Source organism: Paenibacillus sp. YSY-4.3 (assembly GCF_054767475.1).
Genome location: NZ_BAABMC010000001.1, coordinates 1,076,268 through 1,093,798, shown reverse-complemented (window position 1 = coordinate 1,093,798; position 17,531 = coordinate 1,076,268). Strand labels below are relative to the sequence as shown.

Here is a 17,531-nt window from a genome sequence, read left to right as displayed (position 1 = left end):
TCGGATTGGTACGCTATTTCATTCTGGCAAGAATACTTTGATAGGCGTAATCGCTCCCGTAGACGGGTCTCCGCGAAAAATGCCTAAAAATTGTCCCGCTGCACCGTACAATCGAATATTCTCTCCCCAACGCACGGGAGGATCAAGCAGCCGCGAAGAGAGTTTTTGCCCCTGCAACGCCTGTTTGACATTCTCTTCAGGGATTCGATGTGCCGACAAATGACTTACGGCCTTGTCTACAGGAATAAGCCGTTCTTCCAATGTCCCCTCTGCGGCCAGTGCGGCAATTTCTTCAAGCGTCAAACACTGGTCTTCCGTAATACCCGCAGAGACCGTTCTTTTCAGCTCGGCCATTGCAGCCGGTACACCCAGCGTACGGCCGATATCGACGCAAAGCGTACGAATATACGTCCCTTTGGAGCACAGTACACGAAATGAAATGGACGGATATTCACCGCCTGGCTCATAAGAGATCAGCTCCAGCTCTTCAATCGTAACTTCCCTCGCTTTGCGCTCTACCGTTTTCCCTTCACGTGCTAATTCGTACAGTCGCTTCCCGTCCTGCTTTAAAGCGGAGTACATCGGCGGCACTTGGGATATCGTTCCAACAAACTGGCCTAGTGCTGCTCTAACCTCTTCTCCCGTGACATGCAGCCCTTCCTTGCGCTCGATTATAGTACCTGACATGTCCTCCGTATCGGTAGCGATACCGAGAAACAGCGTAGCTTCGTACTCCTTAGGTAGCTCCTGCAAGTACTCAACCATTCTGGTCGCCCGTCCGAGGCACAGCGGAAGCACCCCAGTAACCGCCGGATCCAGCGTACCTGTATGGCCGATCCGTTTCATTTTTAATATGCCGCGGGTTTTGGCCACAACGTCATGAGAAGTGAAACCAGCCGGCTTATGGACGGCAAGTATTCCTTCATAAGGCTTCTGCTTCATAATCGGGCCTTCACCTGCTCTACAATCTGCGAGACAACCTGATCTAGACCGCCTTGCATCCGTACTCCAGCGGCACGTACATGACCGCCTCCGCCAAAGCTTTGAGCTACGGCTGCTACGTCAACCTTGCCGGCCGATCTCATGCTCACCTTCACGGCGCTTTCATCAATGACTTTGAACAGCAAACCAACCTCAACGCCTTGAATATTGCGGGGATAATTCACGATGCCCTCCAAATCCTCATGGATGGCGCCGGACGCTCTCATGTCCTCATCGTCTATCGTAACCCAGCTGATCTTGCCGTCCTCTGTCATCTGCAGTCCGTTCAAGGCTCTTGTCAGCAGCCGAATTTGCGGCAGAGTCATTTCTTCCAGGAGCAGTTGCGACAATCCAGGGCCATCTACCCCATATCCCAATAAATCGGATGCGATAGCCATCACCTGGGGAGATGTGCTTGAATAACGAAATCCTCCCGTGTCGGTAAGAAGACCAGTATAAAGCGCCGTCGCTACATCCTGATCCAACCTGAGATTCAGTCGTTTCACGAGCTCGTACAGCACCTGAACGGTGGCCGCAGCCTCGGGTACGATGAGATTAATGCTTCCAAAGCCATCGTTGGTAGGATGATGATCAATGTTCAAAATTTCCGCATCAGGCGCAAATAACTCGCTTGACTTCCCAACTCTGCGGAAATCGGCGCAATCTACGCAAATAATATGGTTATAAGTTTTGCCTAGAGGTGTCACTGACAGATCCATGATGCGATCCGAATGCAGCAAGTACGACATACGCTGAGGAATCGGCCCTTCGTTGACCATAACGTAATTCTTTCCCAGACATGAGAGAAGCCAGCCCACCACAAGGGTGGAACTGACTGCATCTCCGTCCGGCTGTACATGCGACACTACCAGGAAATCATCATGATCCTTCAGAAACTGCTCTACCTGTAGGAACTCCTGTTCATTGGTCTGCATTGCCGTCTCCTTTAAATTCATTTATCCTCGTCTTGCGTAATCTCGCCTAACAGCCTCTCAATACGGCTGCCGTATTCAATCGACTCATCGACTTTAAAGATCAATTCTGGTGTGTGACGCAAACGCATCCGCTTGCCAAGCTCGGTTCTCAGAAAACCGATCGCCTTCTCCAGCCCTTTCAGCGATTCCGATTTCTTCTCCTCGTCGCCGAAAACGCTGATGTATACCTTTGCCTGCGAAAGATCGCTTGTCACTTCGACGCCAGTCACCGTAACAAATCCGATCCGAGGATCTTTGACCTCATTCTGAATGAGCAGGCTGAGCTCTTTCTTTATCTGTTCGCCTACGCGGCCAGTACGATTTTTAGCCATTATTGTCACCTCACCTTACTTCCGTTCGACGGCCTCCATAATAAATGCTTCGATGACGTCGCCCTCTTTAATGTCATTAAAGTTATCAAGGGTGATACCGCACTCGTAGCCTTGAGCAACTTCCTTCGCATCGTCCTTGAAGCGCTTGAGCGAGTCGATTTTGCCTTCATATACGACGATACCGTCGCGAACGAGGCGGGTTTCGGCATTACGCGTAATTTTACCGGAAGTCACCATGCATCCCGCAATCGTGCCTACGCGGCTGAGCTTGAACGTATCGCGAATTTCGGCATGACCGATGACAACTTCTTTATATTCAGGATCAAGCATCCCTTTCATCGCCTGCTCGATTTCCTCGATCGCCTTATAAATGACACGGTGGAGACGAATATCCACCTTCTCCTGATCAGCTGTCGCCTTCGTCTGGTTATCCGGACGAACGTTGAAGCCGATCACAATCGCATTGGATGCAGCTGCAAGGATGATGTCCGATTCTGTGATGGCGCCTGCGCCGCTATGAATGATTTTCACGCGCACGCCTTCCACTTCGATTTTCTCCAAGGAGCCTTTCAGCGCCTCGACGGAGCCTTGCACGTCCGCCTTAATGATGACGTTAAGATCTTTGATCTCGCCTTCCTTGATATGGCGGAACAAATCATCAAGCGTGACACGTGTATTGCCACCAAGCTCGGATTGCCGATGGGTAATGGCGCGTCTTTCAGCAATGGAACGTGCTTTGCGCTCGTCCTCGAATACCATAAACGGATCGCCAGCTAGCGGCACTTCCGTTAAGCCAGTAATTTCTACAGGTGTGGACGGCCCGGCTTCTTTGATGCGGCGGCCTTTATCATTGACCATAGCCCGGATACGGCCAAAGCAGTTTCCAGCTACGAATGCATCGCCGACTTTTAGCGTACCGTGCTGCACGAGCACGCGGGCAACCGGTCCACGGCTCTTGTCCAGCTCGGCCTCGATCACCGCACCGCGAGCGCGTTTGTTAGGATTCGCTTTATATTCATTAACTTCTGCTACAAGCAGAATCATTTCCAGCAAATCTTCCAATCCCATTCTTTGCTTCGCGGATACATTGACGAAAATCGTTTCTCCGCCCCATTCCTCTGGAACGAGACCATACTCCGTCAACTCTTGCTTCACCTTATCTGGATTGGCCGTTGGCTTGTCGATTTTGTTGACGGCCACGATGATCGGAAGGCCAGCCGCTTTGGCGTGGTTGACCGCTTCTACCGTTTGCGGCATAACGCCGTCGTCCGCCGCGACCACGATAATGGTAATATCGGTTAATTGCGCGCCGCGAGCACGCATCGCCGTAAACGCTTCGTGACCCGGAGTATCCAGGAACGAAATCTTCTTGTTGTTAATCTCTACCTGATAAGCACCGATATGCTGGGTAATCCCCCCAGCTTCGCCGCTGCTAACATTTGTTGAACGAATTGCGTCAAGCAGCGTAGTCTTACCATGGTCGACGTGTCCCATAATCGTTACGACCGGAGGACGTTCTCTCAAATCTGCTTCATCATCGTTCTCTTCGACCGTTTCGAAGCGATCTTCCTCTACCGGAATTTTCACTTCAACCTCTACGCCGAAATCGCCGGCGAGCAGCAGAATCGTATCGATGTCCAGCTCCTGGTTGATCGTTGCCATAACACCGAGCGTAATGAGCTTCTTAATGACCTCGGAAGCGTCTTTATGCAATAGCTTGGCTGCTTCGCCAACCGTCATATTGCCACGGACGATAATTTTCTTCGGCGTGTTGTCGATTTTCTCACGAGGCGGTTGATGCGGAGCGCCTTTTCCACCTCTGCCGCCTCTTCCGCCGCGGTTGTTCTTGAAATTCCCCGGTCTGTTATCGTCAAAGCGTCTTTGACCCGGTCTGTTATTGTTCCCTTTGCGGTTCTTATCTTGGTTTTGGTTTCTGTTGGCATTATCATTATTAGACTGCTCCTGGCGTGGTGCCGAGGCTCCAGAATTACGGTTTGCTTGAGCAGGCGCATTGCCTGTTCCCTGTCCCGCACGCGGTCCGGAGCCAGCATTTGAACGTTGTCCTCCAGCTTGCTGCGAACCCCGGTTACCCTGGGAATTATTGCGATTTCCTTGCTGATTTCCGCCGCCTGGACGGTTATTTCTTTCCTGTGTTGCTTGCGCTCCTCCCGACACGGAGGATGTATTTGCGTTATTTGTTCTATTATTCATACTTACCTGCTTTTCCTGTTGATTTTTGGTGTTGCTTGATCCGCTGCTGCTCGTTCTAAGGCTCTGCCCATGATCTTCACGCTGACCGGCATTCGTACCGGTCCCGGTTTTCGGCGATTGGCTTCCTCCTGCGGAAGCGGGAGCCGACGATTTGGCTGGAGATTTCACTGGCTCGGAACCTTCCCTTTTAGCGGCGGCATTGCTCTTAATATCTTTGAAAAACTGCTCTACCCGTGTTACGGCGTCATTTTCCATCACGCTCATATGGTTATTGACCGGAATGTTCAACCGTTTAAGAATCGTAATAATTTCCTTGCTGCTCATATTGAGCGATTTCGCATATTCATACACCCTGAGCTTATCTTTGTTCTCTTGTTTACTCAATATACTCCACCTCCGACGTTTTCACGATCGTTTTCCGAATCATATCGGCAAACCCCTGATCCATCAGAGCCAGAACTACCCGTTCCGGCTTGCCGACGCTTGAGCCAAGCTCTTCACGGTCGTACCCGATGATCAGTGGAATTTTGTAGGTTGCGCACTTGTCGCGAAATTTCTTATGGGCATTCTCCGACGCATCCCCTGCTACGACTACAAGCTTAGCCTCACCGGAGCGAACCGCTTTAAGAACGCTCTCGTCCCCGGTAACTACTTTTCCTGCCCGCATCGCTAGGCCAAGCCCAGACAGGACCTTACTCATCAGCATCCTCATCCCGGTCGCGCTCAGCGATAAAATCATCCTCGACCGCAAGGAAGTCCTGTGCCAATTGCTCATAAACCTCCGTGCCCACCGGAGATTTCAGCGCCCTGTCCAAAGCCCGGTTCTTATGAGCCAGTTTGAAGCAGGACGCCTGGCCGCATAAATAAGCGCCACGGCCTGATTTCTTGCCGGTCAAATCGATCGATACTTCTCCTTCAGGAGAACGTACGACGCGAATTAACGATTTCTTAGGCTTCATTTCATTGCAAGCCACGCATTTGCGCAGCGGTATCTTTCTAGGTTTCAATTCCATCGCCCCCCGTACATACTTGCATTAGAGGTTGAAATTAATCGACGGAGACGGAGTCCTGAGGCATTTCGCCAGAATCGGTCTTCTCTCTTCCAAATTCCTCTTCCGCTTGACTCTCGCTTTTGATGTCGATCTTCCATCCCGTCAGCTTCGCTGCAAGGCGCGCGTTCTGCCCTTTGATGCCGATGGCGAGTGACAGCTGGTAGTCGGGAACGATCACCCGGGCCATCTTCTCCTCTTCGAACACCTGGACTTCAAGCACTTTCGAAGGGCTAAGCGCGTTGGCTACGTACTCCTCGATGCTCTCGGAATAGCGTACGATATCAATTTTCTCCCCGCGAAGCTCGTTCACGATCGTTTGAACGCGAGTCCCCTTAGGACCGACACAAGAACCTACCGGATCCACTTCGCTGTTGCGGGAATAAACCGCGATTTTGGAACGAAATCCCGCTTCTCTCGCCACTGAGCGAATCTCTACGACGCCGTCAAAAATCTCCGGCACCTCAAGCTCGAACAGCCGCTTAAGCAATCCCGGATGCGTACGGGATAGCAAGATTTGCGGTCCCTTGGTCGTATTCTCTACCTTCGTGATATAAGCCTTGATCCGGTCGCCATGCTTGAATTTCTCGTTAGGCATGAGTTCGTTCAACGGAAGATGAGCTTCGATCTTGCCGAGATCCACATACACATTGCGTTGATCCTGACGCTGCACGATCCCCGTAACGATATCCTCTTCCTTCTCGATAAATGCGTTGTAAATCAATCCCCGCTCGGCTTCGCGAATGCGTTGGGTCACGACTTGCTTGGCCGTCTGCGCAGCGATGCGCCCGAAATCGCGAGGCGTTACCTCGATTTCGGAAATATCATCCAAATGAAAGCTCGGATTGATTTCCCGGGCGGCTGACAGTGAAATTTCCGTCCGTGGATCAAGCACTTCTTCCACGACTAGCTTACGGGCAAAAACCTTAATGGCCCCGGTATGGCGATTCATATCGACGCGAACATTCTGTGCCGTGTTAAAATTGCGTTTATAGCTGGAAATCAGAGCTGCTTCAATCGCCTCGAACAAAATGTCCTTGCTGATTCCTTTCTCCCTTTCCAACTCATTTAAGGCTTCAATAAAATCCATACTCATCTGCCTCGAGTTCCCCCTTTCATCTTCCCGTACAGGTCATTAAAAAATGATGGCCAACCTTGCGCTGGCAACTTTGTTATATGGGATGGCATAATCCTTCTTTCCTACGGCAATGACCAGTTCCTCATTGTCAAAAGAAAGAAGGCGGCCTTCAAATTCCTTCAGACCTTCTACCGGTTCATATGTAGTTACGAATACATCCTTGCCTACGGCTTTGGCTACATCCTCTGCCTTTTTGAGCGGACGCTCCGCTCCAGGTGAAGAAACTTCCAAAAAATAAGCGGTCGGAATCGGATCGTCAGCATCCAGCTTCTCGCTCAGATATTCGCTGATCCGGCCGCAGTCATCGATATCGATGCCGCCATCCTTGTCAACGAAGACGCGCAGAAACCAATTGCTTCCTTCCTTCACATATTCCACGTCTACCAGTTCAAAGCCGTTCTCCTGCAAAAAGGGCAGAACCATCTCTTCCACGGTCGCTTTGATCTTCGGTGTGCTCAAGCGTACATACCTCCATAATTTTCATTCCTATATACCAAAGAGTAAAGAGTGGGTTTCCCCACTCTTTAAACAACGGCTCTATCTCCATGATTACCAAAAAAATTATAACATAGTCCGGCATGAGTGACAAGTAAATCACCTTTACTAACCCCACACATGATGCATTGAATCGGATTTTAGAACAGGGAGAGCTGGTTGCTCTCGGGAAGACCCCGGAAGCATCCCAGAGTACCGAGCAGTTCCACCACCGTTTTCGATGCTTTTGACTTCTGCTGGAAATCCTCGATCGACAGGAATTCCCCCTGCTCCTTCGCCGCGGCGATATTTCTCGCCGCATTATCGCCGATTCCGGCAAGTGCGGAAAACGGAGGAATCAAGGCATCGCCATCAACGATAAAGCGCGTAGCGTCGGAGCGATAAAGATCGATGCTCTTGAAGCGCAGGCCGCGGGCCGTCATTTCCAGCGCCATCTCCAGGATCGGCAGCATGTTGCGTTCCTTTGGCAGCGCCTGAAAGCCCTTTTGCTCGATTTCTTCGATTTTGCGATAAATGGCTTCATAGCCCTGGCAGAACAGTTCAATATCGAAATCTTCACCGCGCACCGAGAAATACGTTGCGTAGTATTCAATCGGGTGGTACAGCTTGAAGTACGCGGTTCGCACCGCTGAAATTACATACGCTGCAGCGTGCGCCTTCGGGAACATATATTGGATCTTGAGACAGGAATCGATGTACCATTGCGGCACTTTGCATCTCTTCATCTCATCGATCCACTCTTGGGAAAGGCCCTTCCCCTTACGTACGCTCTCCGTAATTTTAAACGCCAAGCCAGCATCCATACCAGCTTTGTAGATCAGATAAAGCATGATATCGTCCCGGCAGCCGATAACCGTCTTGATGTTGCATGTCCCATTCTTGATCAGTTCCTGGGCATTGCCCAGCCATACTCCCGTACCATGGGACAACCCCGAAATTTGCAAAAGGTCGGCAAACGAAGATGGCTGCGATTCGATCAGCATCTGACGCACGAACTTCGTCCCCATCTCCGGAACGCCATACGTAGCTACCGGGGAACGGATTTGCTGCGGCGAAACCCCGAGTGCCTCGGTAGAGTTAAACATGCTCATGACCTTCGGATCATTCATCGGAATCGTCGTTGGATCGACACCGGTCAAATCCTGGAGCATTCGCATCATTGTCGGATCATCGTGTCCGAGAATATCGAGCTTGAGCAGATTCGCGTCGAAGGCGTGATAATCGAAATGCGTCGTCTTCCATTCGGCATTAACATCATCCGCAGGAAACTGCACCGGCGTAATGTCCTCGACCTCGATATAATCCGGTACGACGACAATCCCGCCGGGATGCTGGCCCGTGCTTCGCTTCACGCCAGTACATCCAGCCGCAAGCCGGTTCAGCTCGGCGCCTCGCCACTGCTTGTGGTGCTCTTCTTCGTATTTTTTTGCGAAGCCGAACGCCGTTTTCTCAGCGACCGTACCGATCGTTCCGGCCCGGAACACGCTTTTCTCCCCGAACAACTCTTTCGTATAGTTATGGGCATGCGGCTGATATTCTCCCGAGAAGTTCAAGTCGATATCGGGAACCTTGTCGCCCTTAAACCCAAGAAAAGTCTCGAAAGGAATGTCCTGGCCTTCGCCTTTCAGCTTCTCGCCGCATTTTGGACACGGCTTGTCCGGGAGGTCAAATCCGCTCGGCACGCTTCCGTCCAAGATCCATTCGCTATACTTGCACTCATGGTTCAGGCAAATATAATGCGCCGGGAGCGGATTAACTTCCGATATCCCGAGGAACGTCGCCACAACGGAGGAACCGACCGATCCCCGGGAGCCAACCAAGTAACCGTCCCGGTTCGATTTTTTAACGAGCCGCTCTGAAATCAGGTAGTTGGCCGAGAAGCCGTATTTAATGATCGGCTCGAGTTCCTTTTCCAGACGCTGAACGACAACCTCAGGCAAATCTTCGCCATAAATCGACCTTGCCGTCTCATAGCAAGTGTTGCGAATTTCCTCGTCTGCCCCTTCGAGGATCGGAGTAAACAGCTTATCCGGAAAGAGCTCAAGATCTTCAAAAGAGTCTGCCAACTCCGACGTATTCTTAACCACAACCTCAAAAGCCTTCTCATCTCCAAGAAATTGGAATTCCTCCAGCATTTCTTCGGTAGTTCGGAAATGAGCATCGGGTTTGCGGATATCCTTAAGCGGGCTAAAACCCGTAATCCCGTGAATCGTAATGTCCCTGTATATTTTGTCGCGGGGATCTAAGTAGTGCACATTGCCGGTAGCCACGACCGGCTTGCCGAGCTTAAAGCCGATTTCACAGACTTTGCGCAGCGCCGTCTCCAGCTCCTGCACACTGCCGACCAGCCCCTTCTCAACAAGATGCATGTACATCGTGAGCGGCTGAATTTCCAGCACATCGTAGAATTCCGCCACTTGCTCGGCTTCCTCCACCGATTTATTCAGAACCGTCTCAAAGAACTCGCCCTTCTCGCAACCGGACAAAATCAGCAGACCTTCCCTCAGCTCAGCAAGCTTGGACTTCGGAATAGAGGCGACCCGTTTGAAATACTCCGTGTGGGACATCGAGACCAATTTGTACAAATTCTTCTTCCCGGTCATGTTAAGTGCATAAATGCAGCAGTGGAACGGCCGCGTGTTGGACAAATCCTTGCCTACCTTGGCGTTAAGCTGATCCAGCGTTTTGTATCCCTCAATCTTGACCGCATCTTCCAAAAGGCCGTTTAGAATCTCGCCGAGAGCCAAGGTATCGTCAATCGCCCGGTGATGATTCTCGAGCGACACCTTATATTTGGCGGCAAGCGTGTTGAGACGGTGATTCTTCATCGTTGGAAACAGCATCCGGGCCAGCTCAAGCGTATCGAGCACCGGGTTGTGCAGCTGCGGCTGCCCAAGCTCCTTCAACTTGGCATTCACGAAGTCGATATCGAATCTGGCATTATGGGCAACCAGAACGGCATCGCCAATAAACTCGACAAATTTCTTCAACACAGGTTCTACGTCCGGAGCATCCTTCACCATGTCATCGTTAATATTCGTCAATTGCTGAATATTGTAAGGGATGCGCACATGGGGATTCACGAATGTAGCATAACGGTCGACTTCCTTGCCTTCCACCATTTTGACCGCGGCAATCTCGATGATCTTGTTTTGCGTTACCGACAAGCCCGTCGTCTCGATATCGAATACGATATATGTCGTGCTCTTCAAGTCATCCGGACGCGGCTGGAGGACGACGGCAACATTATCATTGACAACGTTCGCCTCCAGCCCGTAAATCATTTTGATCCCGTGTTTACTTGCTGCTTTGACGGCTTCCGGATAGCATTGAATACCGCCATGATCAGTTACGGCAATGGCTTTGTGGCCCCATTTGGCCGCTGTTTTGATATAGTCGCCGATCGGAGTTACCGCATCCATCGTGCTCATGGTTGAATGCAGGTGGAACTCGACGCGCTTCTCCGGCGCGTTGTCCTTCCGGCTTGGCGGTGCGGTCACTTCATTCACATCTGAAGGGATCATAACAAGCTCCGGCATAGGCATGAAGCGATCCATTTCCACCCGGCCGCGGGCCCTGATCCATTTGCCGTTGGCCAGTTGGTTCATGACCTTCAGGTCTTCCTTATTCTTGGCGAACAGCTTCATTTGTAATGAATCCGTATAATCCGTCAAATTGAAAATAAACAACGTGTTCCCGTTACGAAGCTCTTTACGATCCAATCCAAAGATCATGCCCTGAATCGTAATCTTCTTCTCTTCATCCTGTAATTCCTGAAGCGGAATCGGCTGCTCCTTGATATCGTAACCGATCTGCAGCTTGACGACTTCACCTTCGTCCTCTTCCGGAGGTGCTTCCATTGCCATGCTCTCCATCATTTGCTGAATCACTTCGCGCTCTTCCTCAACGATGCGCTGCTGAAATTCTTCAAAGGCTTCAGCGCTGTTCTCTCCGGTCTGCAGCTTCACGCGAAGATTCAAGGTAAAATACATTTCGTAGAAAGATATGATATAACGATCGATATTTTTCTTCTTGGCCAGTTCAAGGGCCATTGCGTCGCTGAACGTAATCGTCGCTAGGTCGCCTTCGATTTCGCAAATCGCCCGGGCCATCCAGCCATTGGCGGATGGAACCTCCCGCTGTACCCACTCGATGAACAGCTTCCAGTATTCCGACACGATGTCGTCTCCGGATATATCCTTCCCATAGCGGAATTCGAACGAAATTTGCGCGATATGCTCCAGCCTTTCCTTCACACGCAAACAAAATGTACGATATGCCTGGGCAGGCACAAGCGTGTCTTTGCCAATTACAATTTTCCATTCCCGATTACTGCGGCTAACTTCCACCTGCTCAATCCATCCGTCCAAAAAATAAGGATCGATCAAACCAGCAGGCATTTCCGCTTGCTGCATTAACAATTCCAGCCGTTGTCTCTTCTCCCCAACTGCGGTCATGATATCCTCCCCTTGATACATTCCTCAATAGAGGTTAAGGTACGTGCGGACAGTTTAAAAGAGAGCTTCCGTTCACGAGGTCCGAGCAGGCCTATGCCTACCCGACAGCTCACTGCCGGAAGCCCTCTTATATGAATGCTTACTTCATGATTAATAGGCTCTTGCAAAAACAACCGTATGTTCAGCTTCTTCGCCGCATACGAGACATTTCGACTTCTTCGTCGCCGGTTCAAAAGGAATATTGCGGCTCGTCGCACCCGTCTCGTCTTTGACGTGACGCTCGCAAGCCTCCGAACCGCACCATCCAGCTAACGTAAAGCCGCGCTTATCTTCGATGCTTGCCTTCATTTCATCCAGCGTTTCAACGCTGTAGAAATGCTCGTCGCGGAAAGCTTTAGCACGTTCGTACATTTCATTATGAACCTGCTCCAGCATCACCTGTACCTCTTCCACAAGATTGTCCTGCTGTACGACCTTCTTCTCTCCGGAAATCCGGGAGACTAGTACGCAGACACCATTTTCCATATCTCGAGGACCAATTTCGAGGCGCACAGGCACGCCGCGCATTTCATATTCATTGAATTTCCAGCCTGGCCGTACATCCGCACGATCATCCATTCCGACGCGGATGCCCGCCTTCTTCAGCTGCGCGAATAGTTCATCCGCCCGGCCCACCACGGCGTCGCGCGTCTTTGGAGGACCGATCGGAATGATCATAACCTGCTTCGGCGCCACTTTCGGCGGCAAGGCAAGACCGCGGTCATCGCCATGGACCATGATGAGAGAGCCAATCAGGCGTGTGCTGACTCCCCAAGAGGTCGTGTGCACATATTCCTGAACGTTATCACGGTTCAAATACTGAATATTGAAGGCAACGGCAAAATTCGTGCCCAGATAGTGCGAAGTTCCGGCCTGCACGGCCCGTCCATCCTTCATCATCGCTTCAATGGAGTAGGTATCCACTGCGCCGGCGAATTTCTCCGATGGCGTCTTCTGCCCAACGATGACCGGAATAGCGAGATAATTTTCAACGAAATCCCGATAGATCTCCAACATTTGCATCGTTTCTTCCCGAGCTTCCTGCTCATTTTCATGAGCGGTATGGCCTTCCTGCCACAGAAACTCACTTGTCCGCAGAAACGGCAGAGTACGCTTCTCCCAGCGTACAACGTTGGCCCACTGGTTGATCAGCACCGGCAAATCGCGGTAGGATTGTATCCATTTCTCGTACATATGCCCGATCATCGTCTCCGAAGTCGGACGAATAGCCAGCCGTTCCTCCAATTTCTCGCCAGCCGCTTCCGTCACCCATGGGAGCTCTGGATTAAATCCCTCGACATGCTCCTTCTCCTTCTGAAAGAAGCTCTCCGGAATAAAGAGAGGAAAATATGCGTTGCGATGTCCCGTTTCTTTGAATCGTCTATCCAATTCTTCTTGGATGTGCTCCCAAATTTCGTAACCGTCCGGCTTAAAGACGATGCATCCGCGTACCGGCGAGTAATCCATCAGATCCGCCTTCTTGATGACGTCGATGTACCAGCGCGAGAAATCCTCGCTTTGCGGTGTAATTTCAGTTACGAATTGTTTCTCCTCATTAGCCATATCCAACCTAGTCCTCCCGTAATAAACACAATATTATCCGTTAATTAATCGCAAAATATCATTATAGGTTACAGCAATCATAAGCAGGAACAACATGGCAAAGCCAATAAAGTGAACCATTCCCTCGCGGTTCGGATCAACTGGCTTCCCGCGGATCGCTTCAACGCCGAGGAAGATGAGTCGGCTGCCGTCTAGAGCCGGGATCGGGAGCAAATTAAAAATGCCCAGATACAAGCTCAGTATTGCCGCCCAGTAAGTCAGCTTCACGATGCCTTGCTTCGCGATTTGCCCTGTCACCTCGAAGGTTCGTACCGGCCCACCCAGGTCATCCATTGAAAACTTCTGAATCAACTGCTGGAAGCCGATAAAGATCATTTTGGTTGTATTCACCATATCTTTGCCCGCGACCGTAAACGTCTCTCCAAAACTAGCCTTTCGCATCTCGAAATATGTTACGATCGTGGTTCCTACTTTGCCGCCCTCCTGATTCTCCATAGTACGCGGCGTAACCGTTAGCGGCAGCACTTGATCTCCTCGCCGAACCGTCCATTCCATCGGTACGTCCTTGGAAGCAGCGATCGTCTCGATCATTTTCTCAGCGTCCGTGCCTACAGGCACCCCGTTAATCGTCTCGATAATGTCGCCTCGCTGCAGTCCAGCCTCTGAAGCAGGCATTTTGTCCATGACCTCGCCGATTTCCAAATGATCGGGCTTGTCAAGAGGAATTCCCGCCATTTGCGTATGAAGGGCGAAGAGGACAAAGGCCAAAATGAAGTTCATCAGCGGGCCAGCAAAAATGGATAGTGCACGCTGACCAACCGTTTTACTAGCGAACTGCCGATCGCGAGGAGCGATTTGCGTCTCTTTGCCTTTAGCCACCATCATCGCCTGAGGATGTACTTTATAGTTGAGAATTTCTCCATCTACGTCCAGTACGATAACGAGCCGGTCTTCCAAATCAATCTCGATGACTTCGCCGCGAATGACGTTCTTACGGTTATCCAGACGGTCCAAGTAAATTTTGCGAACCTCTTGCTCTTCTAAGCGAAGGGCGACAGTTTGTCCGGTTTGGATCTGTATGAGTTCCGGATCTTCTCCCGCCATTCTCGCATATCCGCCAAACGGCAGCAATCGAAGGGTAAACTGGGTCTCTTTCCTGCGGTAAGAAAACAATTTTGGCCCGAAGCCAATCGCGAATTCACGTACCAATATCCCAGCCCGTTTGGCAAAATAGTAATGTCCCCACTCATGAACCGTAACGATGACGAAGAACATGAGTACTGTCAAAAATATAATCCTCAGTAATTCCAATCGAAAGCATCCTCCTTTTGGCCACAGATCGTCCAATTCATTTAGATTATCATTATTCTCCGATCAGGCACAAGAGAATACCAATGTGGAAACTTTTTTGCCCAGCGGTCGGGATGATTACAATGATGCGGCCATCTCTCTAGCCCACCGATCCGCAGCTTGAATCGTTTCAAGATCGGCTTGTTTTTGAGGTGTATGCCTGGAGAGTACTGTTTCAATAATCGTTTCAATCTGCAGAAATGGAATTTCCCGTTTCATAAAACGGGCGACCGCAGCCTCATTGGCTGCATTGAACACCGTCGTCGCCGTCCCACCTATTTTACCACATTCGAAGGCAAGTCTTAAACAGGGGAATCGCTCATAGTCCATTTCCTGAAAATGAAGCTTGCCGACATCTGCTAGCGACAAGCGCTTGGATGCAGAAGAAAATCTTGCCGGATAAGTCATTGCGTATTGAATCGGGACGCGCATATCCGGTGTGCCTAGCTGGGCAATCACGCTTCCGTCACGATATTCAACGAAAGAGTGGATAATGCTCTCGGGATGCAAAAGCACATTGATTTTATCGTAAGGAAGACCGAAGAGCCAATGCGCCTCAATGACTTCCAATCCTTTGTTGACCATCGTGGCCGAATCGATCGTTAGTTTGGCTCCCATCGACCAGTTCGGATGCTTCAATGCGTCCTCCAGCGTCACATTTTCAAGCTGCTCCCGCGTTAAATGCCGGAACGAGCCTCCCGATGCCGTCAGTGTAATTTGCTCGACATCATCTGTGCTCTCACCGTTTAAACACTGGAAAATAGCGGAGTGCTCGCTGTCTACGGGAAGCAGTGCAACTCCCTTCTGCTTAGCGAGTTCCGTAACGATATGCCCTGCCGTCACAAGCGTTTCCTTATTGGCCAGACCGATCGTTTTCCCTTCGGCAATAGCAGCCAAGGTTGGCGGAAGACCCGCACTGCCTACAATGGCACTAAGTACAAAGTCCGCATCAGTGCCTGCAGCCACTTCGACCAGGCCTTCCTCGCCGTAATAGAGTTCGACCTCAGCCGGAAGAAGCGGAGCCACTTGCTCCGCAAGCTGCTTATTTCCGATGGAAGCCTTTTTCGGGCGAAAAGCGTTGACCTGCTGAACGAATAGATCCAAATTCGAACCCGCAGCCAAACCTTCAACGACAAATTGATCAGGATGCTGTCTTACAACATCCAGCGTTTGCGTTCCAATCGATCCCGTGGAACCAATCACAGCTATTTTTCTCATAACATACCTCACCTGATTTAATGACTTATCCGCTGGCCCACAAAGAGAGGCCATAACCTTACAGGACAGACTCTAGTAGTAAGGAAGCAGCATCAGAATATGTACGAACGGAAATACTACAACCCAACTGTCGCAGCGGTCAAGAATGCCGCCATGACCCGGCAGAAGCTTGCCTGTATCTTTAATCCCGTAAACGCGTTTGTACGCGGATTGGATTAAATCACCGAGTTGTCCCACGACAGCGGCTGACACGCCAAGCAATAGAGCTCGTCCAATCGATAGAAGCCCGCCAGAGAAAAGGGAGAATAATACCGCCGCAACCACAGCCAGCACAATGCCGCCGATCGCACCCTCCACGGTTTTATTCGGGCTAATTGCAGGCCACAATTTATTCTTGCCGAACCTTTTTCCCGTGAAATAGGCCCCTGCATCACTGCTCCAGATCGCAGCCAGCATCAGGAATGTCCAGAAGACCCCATGTCCATCCGGCGTGATCCGCGTCATCGCGATGGATGAAAATCCGATGCCAACATAGGCAGTTCCAAGAAACAAGATAGCAGCCTCGCTAATTGGAAAATCATTTTTGGTAAACACCGTAATGGCCAGGAATAGGAACATCATTAACCACAGGGCAGGCAAAACCTCCAGCGGCATGCTCAGGCCCAGCAGACTCCAAGGGAACGTCATATAGAGTATGCATAAATAACCGAGAATTGCAGCGCCTCTGAACGGCGGTAATTTGATCATCCGGACGAACTCATAATAGCCAACCAAAGCCATCGCCATGATGAGCATCTGATATCCAAGCCCGCCGATCAGGCACATGCCTAAAAAAAAGACGCCGGCAATCAGTCCTGTAATTAAACGTGTTTTCAACCTTCTACACCTTCTATCCTGCTATGATAACCCACCATAGCGACGTGTACGCCGCTGATATTCGGCGACCGCTTCTACCAACTGCTCGCGGCCGAATTCTGGCCAATATAAATCCGTAAACCAAAGTTCACTATAAGCTGCCTGCCAGAGCATGAAATTGCTCAGCCGGAGTTCACCGCCCGTGCGAATGAGCAAATCTGGGTCGCTCAATCCGTGCGATAACAAATTGGAATTGATCATTTCTTCCGTAATGTCCTCCGGGGACAACTGTCCAGCTTGAACATTGCGTGCGATCTCCTTCATGCTCTCCGTCATCTCGCGACGGCTGCCATAATTGAGGGCAAAATTCAAAATGAGGCCAGTATTGCTCTTCGTTCGGGAGACCGCTTCCTCCATCGCTTCCATCGTGTGCCGGGGAAGATTGTCCGTATGGCCCATCATCCGGACCTGAACGTTCTTCTCGATCAGCTCCTCAAGCTCCAGTGCCAGAAACTCCTGCGGCAGCGACATCAGAAAATCCACTTCATCCTTCGGACGCTTCCAATTTTCCGTGGAGAACGCATATAAGGTCAAAACCCGGATTCCCAGCTCATCCGCCGCAATCGTTACCCGCTTCACAGCCTTCATTCCGTTGCGATGTCCGACAATTCGCGGCAGCCCTTTATTGCGGGCCCAACGTCCGTTCCCGTCCATGATGATGGCAACGTGCTCTGGAATGTTGTCCGCCGGCAGCGCCTCAGCAGAACGTCCCCCCCTATTTTTCCACAAGGATTGAAATAACTTGATCATTCCTCTTCCTCCAGCCGGTGATGAAAAAGAGACAAACCCCACCGTAAAAGGAGGGGCCG

The 17,531-nt window shown here is 50.8% G+C and carries 14 protein-coding genes; all 14 read right to left on the bottom strand.

Annotation, left to right across the window (positions count from 1 at the left end):
• Positions 1–18: 18 nt before the first annotated feature.
• The 14 genes from truB to ACYUJT_RS05105 all read right to left on the bottom strand — a co-directional run bounded on the left by truB (position 19) and on the right by ACYUJT_RS05105 (position 17,472).
• On the bottom strand, positions 19–942 hold the full coding sequence (gene truB / locus ACYUJT_RS05170; protein ID WP_460319281.1) for a tRNA pseudouridine(55) synthase TruB: 924 nt from the start codon (positions 940–942) through the stop codon (positions 19–21).
• Positions 939–1,916, bottom strand: coding sequence for a DHH family phosphoesterase (locus ACYUJT_RS05165; protein WP_460319279.1), 978 nt, complete (start codon positions 1,914–1,916; stop codon positions 939–941). Before ACYUJT_RS05165 ends, truB begins: the two co-directional genes overlap by 4 nt.
• 17 nt (positions 1,917–1,933) lie before the next feature.
• Complete coding sequence (gene rbfA, locus ACYUJT_RS05160; RefSeq protein WP_460319278.1) at positions 1,934–2,287, bottom strand: 30S ribosome-binding factor RbfA; 354 nt, start codon at positions 2,285–2,287, stop codon at positions 1,934–1,936.
• Positions 2,288–2,302: 15 nt separating this feature from the next.
• The gene (infB, locus tag ACYUJT_RS05155; RefSeq protein WP_460319275.1) at positions 2,303–4,882 is read right to left on the bottom strand and encodes a translation initiation factor IF-2; all 2,580 of its coding nucleotides are present in this window, start codon (positions 4,880–4,882) and stop codon (positions 2,303–2,305) included.
• Complete coding sequence (locus ACYUJT_RS05150) at positions 4,875–5,198, bottom strand: L7Ae/L30e/S12e/Gadd45 family ribosomal protein (protein WP_460319777.1); 324 nt, start codon at positions 5,196–5,198, stop codon at positions 4,875–4,877. Before ACYUJT_RS05150 ends, infB begins: the two co-directional genes overlap by 8 nt.
• Positions 5,191–5,505, bottom strand: a complete 315-nt coding sequence (rnpM, locus tag ACYUJT_RS05145) for an RNase P modulator RnpM (RefSeq protein WP_460319273.1) — start codon at positions 5,503–5,505, stop codon at positions 5,191–5,193. The genes ACYUJT_RS05150 and rnpM overlap by 8 nt, the downstream gene beginning before the upstream one ends.
• A gap of 40 nt (positions 5,506–5,545) precedes the next feature.
• Entirely contained in the window at positions 5,546–6,643 is a 1,098-nt protein-coding gene (gene nusA / locus ACYUJT_RS05140) for a transcription termination factor NusA (RefSeq protein WP_460319272.1), read from the bottom strand.
• Positions 6,644–6,682: 39 nt separating this feature from the next.
• Positions 6,683–7,144: a ribosome maturation factor RimP gene (gene rimP / locus ACYUJT_RS05135; RefSeq protein ID WP_460319271.1), complete on the bottom strand. Its 462-nt coding sequence runs from the start codon at positions 7,142–7,144 to the stop codon at positions 6,683–6,685.
• Between the two features lie 176 nt (positions 7,145–7,320).
• Positions 7,321–11,637 (bottom strand): PolC-type DNA polymerase III, encoded by a 4,317-nt coding sequence (locus ACYUJT_RS05130; protein WP_460319270.1) that lies wholly within the window; start codon positions 11,635–11,637, stop codon positions 7,321–7,323.
• Between the two features lie 150 nt (positions 11,638–11,787).
• Entirely contained in the window at positions 11,788–13,239 is a 1,452-nt protein-coding gene (gene proS / locus ACYUJT_RS05125; protein WP_460319776.1) for a proline--tRNA ligase, read from the bottom strand.
• 33 nt (positions 13,240–13,272) lie between these two features.
• Complete coding sequence (rseP, locus tag ACYUJT_RS05120; RefSeq protein ID WP_460319268.1) at positions 13,273–14,550, bottom strand: RIP metalloprotease RseP; 1,278 nt, start codon at positions 14,548–14,550, stop codon at positions 13,273–13,275.
• 117 nt (positions 14,551–14,667) lie between these two features.
• The gene (locus tag ACYUJT_RS05115; protein ID WP_460319267.1) at positions 14,668–15,807 is read right to left on the bottom strand and encodes a 1-deoxy-D-xylulose-5-phosphate reductoisomerase; all 1,140 of its coding nucleotides are present in this window, start codon (positions 15,805–15,807) and stop codon (positions 14,668–14,670) included.
• Positions 15,808–15,879: 72 nt separating this feature from the next.
• Positions 15,880–16,683, bottom strand: coding sequence for a phosphatidate cytidylyltransferase (locus ACYUJT_RS05110; protein WP_460319265.1), 804 nt, complete (start codon positions 16,681–16,683; stop codon positions 15,880–15,882).
• A gap of 21 nt (positions 16,684–16,704) precedes the next feature.
• Positions 16,705–17,472: an isoprenyl transferase gene (locus ACYUJT_RS05105; protein WP_460319264.1), complete on the bottom strand. Its 768-nt coding sequence runs from the start codon at positions 17,470–17,472 to the stop codon at positions 16,705–16,707.
• Positions 17,473–17,531 lie beyond the last annotated feature (59 nt).